12 protein-coding genes are annotated in these 14,378 nt (G+C 71.8%); 8 read left to right on the plus strand and 4 right to left on the minus strand.

Going from position 1 to position 14,378, the window contains the following annotated elements:
* Positions 1-198: 198 nt before the first annotated feature.
* The 4 genes from ACZ501_RS33485 to ACZ501_RS33500 all read left to right on the plus strand — a co-directional run bounded on the left by ACZ501_RS33485 (position 199) and on the right by ACZ501_RS33500 (position 4,290).
* Positions 199-1,338 carry a 5-(carboxyamino)imidazole ribonucleotide synthase gene (locus ACZ501_RS33485; RefSeq protein ID WP_361598278.1) on the plus strand — a complete coding sequence of 380 codons (1,140 nt, stop codon included), beginning with the start codon at positions 199-201 and terminating at the stop codon, positions 1,336-1,338.
* A complete protein-coding gene (purE, locus tag ACZ501_RS33490; protein WP_361598275.1) occupies positions 1,335-1,862 on the plus strand; it encodes a 5-(carboxyamino)imidazole ribonucleotide mutase in 528 nt (175 codons plus the stop codon). Before ACZ501_RS33485 ends, purE begins: the two co-directional genes overlap by 4 nt.
* Complete coding sequence (locus tag ACZ501_RS33495; RefSeq protein ID WP_361598272.1) at positions 1,859-3,037, plus strand: dipeptidase; 1,179 nt, start codon at positions 1,859-1,861, stop codon at positions 3,035-3,037. Before purE ends, ACZ501_RS33495 begins: the two co-directional genes overlap by 4 nt.
* A 176-nt stretch (positions 3,038-3,213) precedes the next feature.
* Positions 3,214-4,290 (plus strand): membrane dipeptidase, encoded by a 1,077-nt coding sequence (locus ACZ501_RS33500; RefSeq protein ID WP_468800336.1) that lies wholly within the window; start codon positions 3,214-3,216, stop codon positions 4,288-4,290.
* Positions 4,291-4,317: 27 nt separating this feature from the next.
* Here the strand turns inward: ACZ501_RS33500 and ACZ501_RS33505 are convergent, their stop codons facing one another.
* Positions 4,318-5,613, minus strand: coding sequence for a glycosyltransferase 87 family protein (locus tag ACZ501_RS33505; protein WP_468800338.1), 1,296 nt, complete (start codon positions 5,611-5,613; stop codon positions 4,318-4,320).
* A gap of 105 nt (positions 5,614-5,718) precedes the next feature.
* A complete protein-coding gene (locus ACZ501_RS33510) occupies positions 5,719-7,062 on the minus strand; it encodes a UDP-glucose dehydrogenase family protein (RefSeq protein WP_361598263.1) in 1,344 nt (447 codons plus the stop codon).
* Positions 7,063-7,304: 242 nt separating this feature from the next.
* On the opposite strand from ACZ501_RS33510, the gene ACZ501_RS33515 reads away from it, so the two are divergent.
* The 3 genes from ACZ501_RS33515 to ACZ501_RS33525 all read left to right on the plus strand — a co-directional run bounded on the left by ACZ501_RS33515 (position 7,305) and on the right by ACZ501_RS33525 (position 10,835).
* Positions 7,305-8,462 carry an acyl-CoA dehydrogenase family protein gene (locus tag ACZ501_RS33515; protein ID WP_361598260.1) on the plus strand — a complete coding sequence of 386 codons (1,158 nt, stop codon included), beginning with the start codon at positions 7,305-7,307 and terminating at the stop codon, positions 8,460-8,462.
* 460 nt (positions 8,463-8,922) lie between these two features.
* Complete coding sequence (manB, locus tag ACZ501_RS33520; protein ID WP_362459159.1) at positions 8,923-10,005, plus strand: mannose-1-phosphate guanylyltransferase; 1,083 nt, start codon at positions 8,923-8,925, stop codon at positions 10,003-10,005.
* A gap of 113 nt (positions 10,006-10,118) precedes the next feature.
* Entirely contained in the window at positions 10,119-10,835 is a 717-nt protein-coding gene (locus tag ACZ501_RS33525) for a polyprenol monophosphomannose synthase (RefSeq protein WP_361598304.1), read from the plus strand.
* Between the two features lie 48 nt (positions 10,836-10,883).
* Here the strand turns inward: ACZ501_RS33525 and ACZ501_RS33530 are convergent, their stop codons facing one another.
* A complete protein-coding gene (locus ACZ501_RS33530; protein WP_468800340.1) occupies positions 10,884-12,047 on the minus strand; it encodes an acyltransferase family protein in 1,164 nt (387 codons plus the stop codon).
* A 177-nt stretch (positions 12,048-12,224) separates the two neighbouring features.
* Positions 12,225-13,616, minus strand: a complete 1,392-nt coding sequence (locus tag ACZ501_RS33535; RefSeq protein ID WP_468800342.1) for an LCP family protein — start codon at positions 13,614-13,616, stop codon at positions 12,225-12,227.
* Between the two features lie 106 nt (positions 13,617-13,722).
* Here ACZ501_RS33535 and ACZ501_RS33540 point away from each other — a divergent pair, with 106 nt between their 5' ends.
* Positions 13,723-14,271, plus strand: coding sequence for an acyl-CoA thioesterase (locus ACZ501_RS33540; RefSeq protein WP_361598248.1), 549 nt, complete (start codon positions 13,723-13,725; stop codon positions 14,269-14,271).
* Positions 14,272-14,378: the final 107 nt, after the last annotated feature.

Genomic DNA, 14,378 nt, shown 5'->3' on the forward strand with positions numbered 1-14,378 from the left:
CCTGTCCGTCGTCGTCGTCCCCGCGGCGGGGCCGTCACCCGATCTCGTCAACCCCACCATGCTAAGTGTCCCCCGCGGCGGGAGTCCGCGCCCCGGCACCCCCTGCGACGCACGGCACACGAGGCCGCCGGCACCCTCCGGCGGGTCCGCGCCAGGGTCCCGTCCGAATGGCGGAATACCGGCGGATACCCTGGAGGCGTGACGTTCCCGGTAGTCGGCATGGTCGGCGGCGGACAGCTCGCCCGCATGACCCACGAGGCGGGTATCCCCCTCGGCATCAGATTCAAGATCCTCAGTGACACCCCACAGGACTCGGCGGCCCAGGTCGTGAGCGACGTCGTCATCGGCGACTATCGCGACCTGGAGACGCTGCGCGCCTTCGCGCGCGGCTGCGACGTGGTCACCTTCGACCACGAGCACGTACCCACCGAGCACCTCCGGGCCCTGGAGTCGGACGGCATCCCCGTCCGGCCGGGGCCCGACGCGTTGGTGCACGCCCAGGACAAGGGGGTGATGCGCGCCAAGCTCGACGAGATCGGCGCGCCCAGCCCCCGCCACCGGATCGTGAGCGATCCGGCGGACGTGGCGGCCTTCGCGGACGAGGTCGGCGGTTTCCCCGTCATCCTCAAGACGGTGCGCGGCGGGTACGACGGCAAGGGGGTGTGGTTCGTCCGCACCCCCGAGGACGCGGCGGCCCCCTTCAAGGCGGGCGTCCCCGTCCTCGCCGAGGAGAAGGTGGACTACGTCCGCGAGCTCGCGGCCAACATCGTCCGCTCCCCGCACGGCCAGGCGGTGGCCTACCCCGTCGTCGAGTCCATCCAGGTGGACGGGGTCTGCGACACGGTGATCGCCCCCGCGCCCGACCTCTCCGAAGCCCTCGCCGGCGAGGCCCAGGCCCTGGCCCTGCGCATCGCCGGGGAACTCGGCGTGACCGGCCACCTGGCCGTGGAGCTGTTCGAGACCACCGACGGCCGCATCCTCGTCAACGAACTGGCCATGCGCCCGCACAACAGCGGCCACTGGACCCAGGACGGTGCGGTCACCTCCCAGTTCGCCAACCACCTCCGCGCGGTCCTGGACCTCCCCTTGGGCGACCCGCGCCCCCGGGCCCGCTGGACGGTCATGGCGAACGTACTCGGCGGGGACTACCCCGACATGTACGCGGGGTACCTGCACTGCATGGCCCACGACCCGCAGGTGAAGATCCACATGTACGGCAAGGACGTGAAACACGGCCGCAAGGTCGGCCACGTCAACACCTACGGCGACGACCTGGACGATGTGCTGGAGCGCGCACGTCACGCAGCCGGCTACCTCAGAGGAACGATCACCGAATGAGCACCTCCCCCGTCGTAGGCATCGTCATGGGCTCGGACTCCGACTGGCCCGTCATGGAGGCCGCCGCCAAGGCGCTGGACGAGTTCGAGATCCCCTACGAGGTCGACGTCGTCTCCGCGCACCGGATGCCGCGCGAGATGGTCGCGTACGGCGAGCAGGCGGCCGGGCGGGGCCTGAAGGCGATCATCGCGGGCGCGGGCGGAGCCGCCCACCTGCCCGGGATGCTCGCCTCCGTCACCCCGCTGCCCGTCATCGGCGTCCCCGTGCCGCTGAAGTACCTCGACGGCATGGACTCGCTGCTGTCGATCGTCCAGATGCCCGCCGGGGTGCCCGTCGCCACCGTCTCCGTCGCCGGAGCGCGCAACGCGGGCCTGCTGGCCGTACGGATGCTGGCCGCGCACGACCCGGAGCTGCTCGGCCGGATGCGCGAGTTCCAGCAGGAGCTGAACGACCAGGCCACCGAGAAGGGCAAGCGGCTGCGTACGAAGGTCGCGGGCGCGGACTCCTTCGGGTTCGGCAAGTGAGCGCGGCGGACCTGCTGGCGCGGGCCAGGGAGCTGCTCGCCGAGTACCCGGTCGTCGACGGCCACAACGACCTTCCCTGGGCGCTGCGCCAGCAGGTCCGCTACGACCTCGACCGGCGCGACCTCGCCGCCGACCAGTCGGACCACCTGCACACCGACCTGCCCCGGCTGCGCGCCGGCGGGGTCGGCGCGCAGTTCTGGTCGGTCTACGTGCGCTCCGACTACAGCGGCGACGAGGCGGTCAGCGCCACCCTGGAGCAGATGGACGCCGTCGGCCAGCTGATCGCCCGTTACCCGGGGGACCTGGTGCGGGCGCTGACGGCGGACGACATGGAGGCGGCCCGCGCCGACGGCCGGATCGCCTCCCTGATGGGCGCCGAGGGCGGGCACTCCATCAACAACTCGCTCGCCACCCTGCGCGCCCTGCACCGCCTGGGCGTGCGGTACATGACGCTCACCCACAACGACACCATCGACTGGGCGGACTCGGCGACCGACGAACCCCGGCACGGCGGCCTCACGGACTTCGGCCGCGAGGTCGTCCGCGAGATGAACCGCATCGGCATGCTGGTGGACCTCTCGCACGTCGCCCCGACGACGATGCGCGACGCCCTCGACGTGTCGCGGGCGCCGGTGATCTTCTCGCACTCCTCGGCGCGTGCGGTCTGCGACCACCCGCGCAACGTCCCCGACGACGTGCTGGAGCGGCTGTCCGGCAACGGCGGCGTGGCGATGGCCACCTTCGTGCCCAAGTTCATCCTGCCCGCGGCCGTCGAGTGGACCCTCGCCGCGGACGAGAACCTGCGCGCGCACGGCTTCCACCACCTCGACACCACCCCCGAGGCGATGGCCCTGCACCGGGCGTTCGAAGCGGCGCACCCGCGCCCGGTGGCGACCGCCGCCACCGTCGCCGACCACCTGGACCACATGCGCGAGGTGGCCGGCGTGGACCACGTCGGCATCGGCGGCGACTTCGACGGCACCGCCTTCACCCCGGCCGGACTGGACGACGTCTCGGGCTACCCGAACCTGATCGCGGAGCTCATCGGGCGCGGCTGGTCGCGGGCGGACCTGGCGAAGCTCACCTGGTCGAACGCGGTACGGGTACTGCGGGACGCGGAGGCGGCGGCCCGGGACCTCTCGGCGACCCGGGGCCCGTCCAACGCCCACCTCTGACGACGCCCCCCGGGCCCCGGCGGCGGTTCCGCCTCCGCGGCCCGGCCGGGATCGCCCGGCGGGCGCCTGGCGGCCGGGGCGCCACCCGAACGCCACACCTGCCGGGCGGCCCCGGCGCCCGGCGTGTCACGGTGGCTCCATCTCTCCCTGCTGCCGCCGAGACCGGAGCCAACGCCATGGCCGACCTGCAGGATGAACCGCACTCCCCGGGCGTCGGAGCCGAAGACGTCCCAGCCCCCGCCTCCGTGGGCGGCGCCCTGGACCGGGCGGCCGAGCTGCTCGCCGAGCATCCCGTCGCGGACGGGTGCAACACCCTCGTCTGGACCCTGCGCCAGAGCCCGTACCACGACATCGACACCCCGGACGGGTGCGTCGACACCGACATCCCCCGGCTGCGCGCCGGGGGAGTGGGCGCTCAGTTCTGGACGCTGCTTGTGCCCTCGGGGCGGCCGGGCGGGGCCGCGTCCGGCGTCGCCCCCGGCCAGGTGGTCTCCGACACCCTCGAACAGATCGACGTCGCCCAGGCACTGATGCGGCGCTACTCCGACAGCCTGCACCTCGCGCTGAGCGCCGACGACATGGTCGACGCCCGCAACCGGGGCCAGATCGCCTCGTTCCTGGGCCCCGTGCCGGGCAGCGCCCTCACCGATTCCCTCGGCGCGCTGCGGGCCTTCCACGCACTGGGCGTCCGCATCATCGCGCCCGCGGGCGCGCCCTGGGCCGAGGAGGGGCTGACGGCCTTCGGCCACGAGGTGGTCAAGGAGGTGAACCGGCTGGCGATGCTGCTGGACCTGACGGGCTGCCCGCCGGCCGCGGCCTGCCAGCTCGCGGCGGCCTCCAAGGCACCGGTGATCGTCTCGAACACGGGGGCCGCCGCGCTCAACCCGCACCCGGGGAACGTCACCGACGAGGTGCTGCTCGCGCTGCGGGCGGCGAACGGACTGGCGATGGTCACCTTCGACGCCGCGCGGACGGGGGACTCCCTGCACGCGGTGGCCGACCACCTGGAGCACGTCCGGGCCATCGCCGGCCCGGAGGGCGTCGGCATCGGCGCCGGCTTCGGCACCGAACGGGGAGCGCCCCGGCCGGCGGGCCTGGCGGACGCCTCGGGCTATCCGCTCCTGATCGCGGAGCTGTTGGAGCGGGGCTGGTCGCAGACCGACCTCGCCCTGCTGACCTGGGGCAACGCCCTGCGGGTGCTGCGCGACGCGGAGTTCACCGCACGCGCCGCACAGCACCGCAGGACGCCGTAGCGCCGAGGCGCCACAGCGGCGTACGCGTCAGCGGGCGGCCAGGGCCCGCTTCGGCAGGACGGTCGCCTTCCACAGCCGGATCCCGGACCACACCGTGGCGTACAGCAGGAGGCCGTTGCGCGCGCACAGCAGGACCGTGCCGAGCGTGGTGTTGGTGAGGATGTCGGAGCCGTACCAGACCGGGAAGACCAGCGTGGTCAGGACGGTGGCGGCCACCAGCAGCCAGGCGACGGGACGCTGGGTGGTGTGCCGCGAGGTGAGGCAGACGGCCGCGAGGCCGAGCAGCCAGATCATGTACTGCGGGCTGATGACCCGGCTGGTGACGGTGAAGACCATGATGGCGCAGAGCGCGGCGTCGAAGGGCGTCGCGTTCGACCAGCGGTTGGCCTTGACCCGCCACAGCAGGAGCAGCAGGAAACCGATGACGGTCAGGCCGAGCGAGGCCCGCGCGATGCTCGACACGTACGGGCCGACGTACTCGAAGGCGCCGTACTGGAAGTTGATCTTGCCGGGCCACAGGCCGACGAGGCGGGCCGCCATCAGGGCCGACCCGCCGAGGGACTCGACCTGGACGCCGCGGTCGCCCTGGTTCCCGAGGAAGCCGAGCGTGTCGCGGAACAGCGCCGCGAAGACGGCGAGCAGCGCGGCGCAGGACAGCGCCGCCGCGACGAAGGCGTCCCGCGTGGACTTGCCGCGCGGGGTGCCGAGCAGGGTGAGCAGCGGCCACACCTTGACCATGGCGCCGACGCCGGCGATCACGCCGCCGAGGCGGGGGCGGTAGCGCAGGCACAGCAGCGAGGCGACGGCGAGCAGGGTGACCTGGATGTCGTAGCGCGCGAAGGGGGTCGCCATCAGCATCGGCAGCGTGACGAGCCACAGCACGGCGCCGCCCATGCTGCCGTCGTTGCGGCGGGCGGCCCGTATCAGGCCGACGAGGAGCACGCCGTCGCAGAGGACGGTCAGCGCGACGAAGGCCTGGAAGTAGGTGAGGAAGGGGAGCAGGTCGGGCGAGAGGAAGATCGCCGCGGCTGCCGGGGGGTACTGCCACATGATGTCGTTGTGCGGCATCGTCCACGTGACGAGGACGTCGTACCAGTTGTGGTAGGTCGCGGTGATCTCTACTCGGACGACGTTCGAGCTGTAGAAGTCGTTGACGAGCATCCAGAGCATCGCGGCCCGACTGGCCAGCCAGAAGCCCGCGATACCCAGCAGGGCTCCGCGTCCTCGCATGGCTGCTTCGAAGGATCCCCGCCGGTCACGCGTGGCGGGCGCCGCCGTCGCAGATGCGGTGGGGTTGGTCGGAGGGCTGCTGGTCGTGGTCATCGGCGCGAAGTCTACCTATTCGTTTTTTCCCCTTCTTTGACTGAGACCCATCAAAAAGGGGTAGGGGTGTACGCCGCCGCGGCCCGGCCGGGCCCGCGATTTCCCCTACGCCTGCGGCCGCCCCATGGCCCGGTACGTCCAGCCGGCCGCGCGCCAGCGCAGCGGGTCGAGGGCGTTGCGGCCGTCGAGGACGAGGCGGTCGGTGACGACCTCGCCGAGCTCGGCCGGGTCGAGGTCGCGGAACTCGCGCCATTCGGTGAGGTGCAGGACGACCTCGGCGCCACGCGCCGCCGCCAGCGCCGAGTCGGCGTAGCCGAGCGTCGGGAAGATACGGCGGGCGTTGTCCATGCCCTTGGGGTCGTAGACGGTGACCTGGCCGCCCTGGAGGTGGATCTGCCCGGCCACGTTCAGCGCGGGGGAGTCGCGCACGTCGTCCGAGTCCGGCTTGAAGGTGGCGCCGAGGACGGCGACCCGCTTGCCGAGGAAGGAGCCGCCGACCGCCTCCCGGGCCAGCTCGACCATGTGGCCGCGCCGGCGCATGTTGATGGAGTCGACCTCCCGCAGGAAGGTCAGCGCCTGGTCGGCGCCGAGCTCGCCGGCGCGCGCCATGAAGGCGCGGATGTCCTTGGGCAGGCAGCCGCCGCCGAAGCCGATCCCGGCGCGCAGGAACTTGGCGCCGATCCGCTCGTCGTAGCCGATGGCCTCTGCCAGCTTGACCACGTCACCGCCGGCGGCCTCGCAGACCTCCGCCATGGCGTTGATGAACGAGATCTTCGTCGCCAGGAAGGAGTTGGCGGCCGTCTTGACCAGCTCGGCCGTCGGGAAGTCGGTCACCACCAGCGGGGTGCCCTCCGACATCGGGGTCTCGTACACCTCCCGCAGCAGCTTCTCGGCGCGCTCGCCCCGGACGCCGATGACGATCCGGTCCGGGTGCAGGGTGTCCTGCACGGCGAAGCCCTCGCGCAGGAACTCCGGGTTCCACGCCAGCTCCACGTCCGCGCCCGCCGGAGCCAGCGCCGCCAGCTTCGCCGCGAGCCGCTCGGCCGAGCCCACCGGCACCGTCGACTTGCCGACCACCAGGGCGGGCCGGGTCAGGTGCGGGGCCAGCGACTCCACGGCGGAGTCCACGTACGACATGTCGCAGGCGTACTCACCGTGCCGCTGCGGGGTGTTCACGCACACGAAGTGCACGTCGCCGAACTCCCCGACCTCCTCCCACGACTGCGTGAACCGCAGCCGCCCGGTGGACCCGGGCAGCCCCGCCACGTGCTTGGCGAGCAGTTCCTCCAGCCCCGGCTCGTACATGGGGACCCGGCCGGCCGCCAGCATCTCGATCTTCTCCGGCACCACGTCCAGCCCCAGCACCTCGAAGCCGAGCTCCGCCATGGCAGCGGCGTGGGTGGCGCCCAGGTAGCCGGTACCGATCACGGTGATCTTCAGGAGGGCCATCGATGCTCCAGAGGTGCGGGGCCGTTTGCGGTCCCCGAGCATAGTCGCGCCGGTCCGCGGGGACGTTCCACCGAGGGTCCGGCTGTCACGCAGCTCACGTACGCGCCGCATATCGCTGCGCGGACGCCGGGAACTAGACTTTGGGTTACTTAACGGTAGTTAGCATCCGGCGCCGAGTGCACGGCGGCGACACACAGCTGTCGGCGCCCCACCCGGCGCCGCACCCTGGGGAGTGAGAGATCTTGGCGGGTTCTGCCGACTTCGACCTGTACCGCCCGGCCGAGGAGCACGACATGCTCCGCGAGTCGGTCCGCGCGCTCTGCGAGGCGAAGATCCTCCCGTTCGCGGCCGCGGTCGACGAGGAGGCCCGCTTCCCGCAGGAGGCCCTCGACGCCCTGGTCGCCAACGACCTGCACGCCGTCCACGTGCCCGAGACCTACGGCGGCGCCGGCGCCGACGCCCTCGCCACCGTCATCGTGATCGAGGAGGTGGCCCGCGTCTGCGCCTCCTCCTCCCTCATCCCGGCGGTCAACAAGCTCGGCTCCCTCCCGGTGATCCTTTCCGGCTCGGAGGAGCTCAAGGCGAAGTACCTCGGCCCGCTGGCCAAGGGCGACGCGATGTTCTCGTACTGCCTCTCCGAGCCGGACGCCGGCTCCGACGCGGCCGGCATGAAGACCCGCGCGGTGCGCGACGGCGACTTCTGGGTGCTCAACGGCGTCAAGCGCTGGATCACCAACGCGGGCGTCTCCGACTACTACACGGTCATGGCCGTCACCGACCCGGAGAAGCGCTCCAAGGGCATCTCCGCGTTCGTGGTCGAGAAGACCGACGAGGGCGTCTCCTTCGGCGCCCCCGAGAAGAAGCTCGGCATCAAGGGCTCCCCGACGCGCGAGGTCTACCTCGACAACGTCCGCATCCCGGCCGACCGCATGATCGGCGCCGAGGGCACCGGATTCGCCACCGCGATGAAGACCCTCGACCACACCCGCATCACCATCGCCGCCCAGGCCCTCGGCATCGCCCAGGGCGCCCTGGACTACGCCAAGGGCTACGTCCAGGAGCGCAAGCAGTTCGGCAAGCCGATCGGCGACTTCCAGGGCGTCCAGTTCATGCTCGCGGACATGGCCATGAAGATCGAGGCCGCCCGCCAGCTGACCTACGCGGCCGCCGCCAAGTCGGAACGCGTCGACGCCGACCTCACCTTCTTCGGCGCCGCCGCCAAGTGCTTCGCCTCCGACGTCGCGATGGAGGTCACCACGGACGCCGTCCAGCTCCTCGGCGGCTACGGCTACACCCGCGACTACCCGGTCGAGCGCATGATGCGCGACGCCAAGATCACCCAGATCTACGAAGGCACGAACCAGGTCCAGCGGATCGTCATGGCCCGCAACCTGCCGTAACCCCCGGCCTGACACGCCGTTCCCCGGCAGGCCCCCGGCACGCGCCGGGGGCCTGCCGCGTACCCGTCGCCGGCCGCCCGCCGCCCGCCACCGGGGATTACGGAGCGTTCCTTTGTAACGATTCCGATCCAGCGGGCGGGTCCTGCCGCCGGGCGGCCGCCCGGCGGGGCCGGTGCTCCCGGGGCGGGGGACGGGCGCCGCCGTGCCGCGCGGCGACGGGCGCGGCGGTGGAGGCGGTGCGGGAAGGTCCGTTGCTGAGCAGGGGGTTTCGGCGGCGCGCCGCGGACGCCCTGCATATAAAGGGGACGGGCGCGGCCCCGCGCGCCCGCGGGGCGGGGCGGGCGCCGTAACCGGAACGTTGCCGCAGGGGAGCCGGGCGGGCCGCCTCCGGGCTTTGCACTGCGCGGCATGGGCTAACTTTGAAGCTTCGTACGCCTGAACCGGTTGGGGAGAGAACAAAATGACGGAAGCGATCCTGCTGGTCGGCGGGCAGGGGACGCGACTGCGCCCCGTGACGGTGAACACCCCCAAGCCGATGGTTCCGGCAGCGGGCGTCCCGTTCCTCGCCCACCAGATAGCCAGGGCCGCCGCCGCCGGTGTCACGCACATCGTGATGGCCACCTGCTACCTCGCCGAGGTCTTCGAGCCCTACTTCGGCGACGGATCCGACTTCGGCATCACCCTCGAGTACGTCGTCGAGGACGAACCGCTGGGCACGGGCGGCGCCATCCGCAACGCCGCCGAGCGCCTGACGGGCGGTCCGGACTCCCCGGTCCTCGTGTTCAACGGCGACATCCTCACCGGCCTGGACATCGCCGGCCTGGTCGAGTCCCACCAGGCGGCCGACGCCGACGTCTCCCTGCACCTCGTGCGGGTCGAGGACCCGCGCGCCTTCGGCCTGGTCCCCACCGACTCCGAGGGGCGGGTGCTGGCCTTCACCGAGAAGCCCCAGACCCCCGAGGAGATCATCACCGACCAGATCAACGCCGGCTGCTACGTCTTCCGCCGCAGCGTGATCGACTCCATCCCGGCCGGCCGGCCGGTATCCGTCGAGCGCGAGACCTTCCCCGGCCTGCTCGCCTCCGGCGCCAAGCTGCACGGCGTCACCGAGGACACCTACTGGCTGGACCTCGGCAAGCCCGAGTCCTTCGTACAGGCCTCCGCCGACCTCGTACGCGGCATCGTCGCCTCCCCGGCCGTCCCCGGCCCGCGCGGTGAGGCCCTCGTCCTCCCCGGTGCCCAGGTGGCGGACGGCGCCAAGCTCTCGGGCGGTACCGTTGTCGGTGCCGGCGCCCGGATCGAATCGGGCGCTGTCGTCCAGGGCTCCATCGTGCTGGACGGTGCGATCCTCGGCGCGGACACGGTGGTGAGCTCCAGCCTCATCGGCGCCGGCGCCTCGGTGGGGACGCGCACCGTGGTGACGGGCGCGGTCATCGGTGACGGTGCCGTCGTGGGGGCTGACAACGAACTTCGCGCAGGGGTGCGGGTGTGGTGCGAGGCTGAACTGCCGGACGCCGCCGTCCGTTTCTCCTCCGACCGGTGACCAACTTCAGTGAGGCACAACCTGTGATAGGCGAGCAGCAGACTCCCCGTGCGACCGACGTCGCGACCACCAAGCTCCCCGACACCTGGGCGGACACGCCGCTCACCGTGGTCATGCCCACCTACAACGAGGCGGGCAACCTGCCGGGCATGGTGGAGCTGCTCATGGGTCTCGACCAGCCGGGCCTGCGCCTGCTGGTCGTCGACGACTCCTCGCCCGACGGCACCGGCAAGATCGCCGACGAGCTCGCCGAGGGCTTCGTCACCGAGGACGGCAAGCCCCGCATGTCCGTCCTGCACCGCACCGCCAAGGACGGCCTCGGCCGCGCCTACGCGGCCGGCATGGCCCAGGCCGTCGAGGACGGCGCCGAGTACGTGCTCCAGATGGACGCCGACGGCTCCCACCCCGCCGGCAAGATCGCCGAGATGCTGGGCGTCGCCCGCTCCACCGGCGCCGGCCTCGTCGTCGGCTCCCGCTACGTGCCCGGCGGCACCCTCTCCGACGCCTGGGGCGCGCACCGCAAGCTGCTCTCCCGCTGGGCCAACGCGTACGCCAGCACCATCCTGGGCACCCGCGTCCGCGACATCACCGGCGGCTTCAACCTGTGGAGCGCCGCCGCGCTGAAGGCGATCGACCTCGCCTCGATCGGCAGCGCCGGCTACAGCTTCCAGGTGGAGATGAAGTACAAGGCCCTGCGCCGCGGCTTCCCGGTGATGGAGGTCCCGATCCACTTCGAGGACCGCACCGTCGGCGAGTCGAAGATGAACCTGGCCGTCCAGCTGGAGTCCATCGCGATGCCGTGGAAGCTGCGCGCCCGCGCCGGCAAGTAGTCGTCACGGAACGGCGGAAGGGGCACCCCCTCGGGGGTGCCCCTTCCGCTACGCGGCGGTGTTCCGCACGGACCGCGGCGCCGGACGGGCCTCCAGGAAGCGCTTCAGCCGGCCCGCCGCCGGCCGCTCCACGAACCGCTGGACCAGCCACGACGCCAGCAGCATCACCGCCATCGCCGACAGCAGCAGCGTCCACGGCTCGACGTCCCGGCTCCACTGCTTCAGCAGGGTCACCCCGATCTGCTGGTGCAGCAGGTACAGCGGGTACGACATGGCCCCGGCGACCGACAGCCAGCGCCAGTCGATCCGGTCCAGCCACCCCAGGGCCACGGCGGCCATCACCACGTAGCAAAGGGTGATCACCAGCAGGCACATCTCCCAGGACAGCCGGTCGCCCTTGACGGTGTTCCAATGGACGATGTCGTTCAGCCACCGCTGCATCAGCAGCCACGAGAACACCAGCAGCGCCCACGGCTCGCCCGCGCGCGCCCCCTCGCGGCGGATCAGGTAGAAGCAGATGCCGGAGACGAACAGCGGGGAATAGGTGGGGTTCGCCAGCACGTCCAGCACCGGCAGCCCGGAACCGGGGGCGAGCAGCGAGGCGACCGTCCACACCCAGCAGAAGTTCATCACCTTGCGGTACGTCAGACCCGTCCACGCCACCACGGCGAAGATCAGGTAGAAGCGGACCTCGGACCACAGCGTCCAGTACGACATGTCCAGCGGGGCGCTGCCCAGCGGTGTCTGCACCATCGTCAGGTTCGTCAGGATCTGGCTCAGCCCGGGCCCGGCGCCGCCGAAGGGCTTCCCGACGGCCAGCAGCACCCCCATGGTGGCCAGGACGCAGAACCAGTACGCGGGCCCCAGCCGGATGATCCGGCTGCGCAGGTAGCTGCCGAGCGGCCGCCCCCAGGCCGACATGCAGATGACGAAGCCGCTGATCATGAAGAACAGCTCCACGCCCGTCCAGCTGTACCGGCCCACCACGGTCAGCCACCCGAAGGCGTCGCGCCCCCACAGTTCCTGACGGGTGTAGTGGTGCACCAGGACCAGCACCGCCGCGAGGATCCGCAGCCCGTCCAGGACGCGCAGCCGGGGCCGCGCGGCACCCGGCGGGACCGGCGGCCGTCCGGGCAGGGGGCGCAGGGCAAGGGAACGGTCGCCGTCCTCCCGCCGCTCTTCGAGGACGCGCGGGGACGGATGCAGGGACATGGACGCTCCACGGGCAGACGGACGCGTGCCCGAATTCTTTACGGCCGCGCCGGAACACGGGCCCATCCGCGTTCTCCTCCCGGCGTCTGGGCCGCAACAGTCTTACGAGAAAACCATCGCACTGTCCACAGGCTCCGACGGAGCGGACGCCGGGTCCTCACCCGTTCAGCGGCCGGATCACTGTCCCTTGACGGTGACCTTCTCGTCCTTCTGGATCTGCTTGACCAACTGCTGCACCTTGGCCTTGTCCCAGACGAGATTGCCGCCCCTCTGCCCGGAGATGGGCATGTTCATCGAGACGCCGTCGCCGCCGTTGATGCCCTTCATCGCGAAGAACATCTCCCCCATGTCCCACAGCCCCATGTCCTTGTCCACGATCAGCGTGTCCAGGCCGGCGCCCATCACCGGGTACAGGGAGAAGGGGTTCAGGACGGTGCCCGGGGTGGCGGCCTGGCTCGCGAGCGCGCCGAGGAACTTCTGCTGGTTCTTCGTCCGTTGCAGGTCCGACTCCGCGAACGCGTACCGGGTCCGTACGAAGGCCAGCGACTGTTCGCCGTTGAGGGTCTGGCGGCCCGCCTTGAAGTCGGCGCCCGACTTCTCGTCCTTGAAGGCCTGTTCGATGTCGAGCTCGACCCCGCCGAGGGCGTCCACGATGTTCGCGAAGCCGGCGAAGCCGATCTCGGCGTAGTGGTCGATGCGCAGGCCGGTGTTGAACTCCACCGTGCGCACCAGCAGCTCCGGCCCGTCCTCGGCGTACGCGGCGTTGAGCTTGACCCGGCGCCCCTGGGCGGGGAACTTCTTGCCCGACTGGGAGCCGACGAAGGAGGGGATCTCCACGTCCGAGTCGCGGGGCAGGGAGATCATGGTGTTCCCGCTGGAGCACTTCGCCAGGATCATCATCGAGTCGGTGCGCTTGCCGTCGGCGGAGCCCGTGTGGAGCTTCTTCTTCTCCTCGTCGGACATCCCCTCGCGGCTGTCGGAGCCCACGATCAGGTAGGTCGTGCAGTCGCCTTCCTTCGGGCGCTCGACGACCTTCGACAGGTCGACCTCGCGGCGGACCTGGGAGTCGGCCCAGAAGTAAGTGCCGATACCGGTGACGAGCAGGACGGAGACCACCGCGATCGAGCCGACCTTGATCCGCCTGCGCCAGTCGGGCGCGGGGCCCTGCGGCCGGCCGGGCCCGGCCGGCGGACGCTGCCCGGGGCCGCCGGGGCCGCCGGGGCCGCCGGGGCCGCCGGGGCCGCCGGGGCCGCCGGGGCCGCTGGGGCCGCCCGGTCCGGCGGGCCGGCCGTAGACCTGGCCGGTGTTGTAGCCGCTGTCGTACGCGGCGTCGGGGCCCTGTGCCTGCTGCGGCGGCACCCCGTACCCCGGGCGGGCGCCCGGCGGCGGGGACTGCGGCGGGACCGGCGGCCGGGCCGGCCGCTGGGGCTGCCGCTGCTGGGGCTGCCGCTGGACGTGGCGCATCCGCTGCGCCCCGTCCGGCTGCGGCTGCCCGCTGCCGCGCCCGTACCCGTCATCGCGGCGGCCGCGTGCGTCGCGCTCGCCGTTCCACCCGTCCCAGTCGCTCATGCGGACAAGGATGCCTGGCCGGGAGTGTCACACGACACCCCGGTCGGGTCTTCGTACCGTGGCTGTTGCAGAGCTGATGCCTCCCCGGCCCACTTAAGGTGGCTGTATGACACAGATACCGGAGGCAGCGGACGCGCCGGAGGGCAAGCCGATCTCGGCGTCCCGGACCACCCTCAGCCACATCATGACCGCCAACGACACCAACCTCCTCGGCACCGTGCACGGCGGCGTGATCATGAAGCTGGTGGACGACGCCGCCGGCGCCGTCGCCGGGCGCCACTCCGGCGGTCCGGCCGTCACCGCCTCCATGGACGAGATGGCCTTCCTCGCCCCGGTCCGCGTCGGCGACCTGGTCCACGTCCGGGCGCAGGTCAACTGGACGGGCCGCTCCTCGATGGAGATCGGCGTACGGGTCCTCGCGGAGCGCTGGAACGAGTCCACCCCCGCCACCCAGGTCGGCAGCGCCTACCTCGTCTTCACGGCGGTGGACTCCGACGGCAAGCCCCGCCAGGTCCCGCCGGTGATCCCGGAGACGGAGCAGGACGAGCGCCGCTACCAGGAGGCCCAGATCCGCCGCACCCACCGCCTCGCCAGGCGCCAGGCGATCACGGAACTGCGCGAACGCCGCCAGGCCGAGGGCCTCGACGAGGAGTGATCCATTCGGCCGCAGCAGCGGCCACCCGTAGACTCCTCCGCTGACGTCCGACCGCCCGTACCCGGGCGTTGGCGTGCCCCTCACCATTTCCTGCTGCGGAGATGCGC

Source organism: Streptomyces sp. NPDC034085 (assembly GCF_055575555.1).

What these genes read in the sequence shown, in the direction of transcription:
- ACZ501_RS33530 (WP_468800340.1), bottom strand. Translation starts at nt 12,047, where the DNA reads ATGTCCCTGCATCCGTCCCCGCGCGTCCTCGAAGAGCGGCGGGAGGAC.
- ACZ501_RS33510 (WP_361598263.1), bottom strand. Translation starts at nt 7,062, where the DNA reads ATGGCCCTCCTGAAGATCACCGTGATCGGTACCGGCTACCTGGGCGCC.
- purE (WP_361598275.1), top strand. Translation starts at nt 1,335, where the DNA reads ATGAGCACCTCCCCCGTCGTAGGCATCGTCATGGGCTCGGACTCCGAC.
- manB (WP_362459159.1), top strand. Translation starts at nt 8,923, where the DNA reads ATGACGGAAGCGATCCTGCTGGTCGGCGGGCAGGGGACGCGACTGCGC.
- ACZ501_RS33540 (WP_361598248.1), top strand. Translation starts at nt 13,723, where the DNA reads ATGACACAGATACCGGAGGCAGCGGACGCGCCGGAGGGCAAGCCGATC.
- ACZ501_RS33535 (WP_468800342.1), bottom strand. Translation starts at nt 13,616, where the DNA reads ATGAGCGACTGGGACGGGTGGAACGGCGAGCGCGACGCACGCGGCCGC.
- ACZ501_RS33500 (WP_468800336.1), top strand. Translation starts at nt 3,214, where the DNA reads ATGGCCGACCTGCAGGATGAACCGCACTCCCCGGGCGTCGGAGCCGAA.
- ACZ501_RS33525 (WP_361598304.1), top strand. Translation starts at nt 10,119, where the DNA reads ATGCCCACCTACAACGAGGCGGGCAACCTGCCGGGCATGGTGGAGCTG.
- ACZ501_RS33505 (WP_468800338.1), bottom strand. Translation starts at nt 5,613, where the DNA reads ATGACCACGACCAGCAGCCCTCCGACCAACCCCACCGCATCTGCGACG.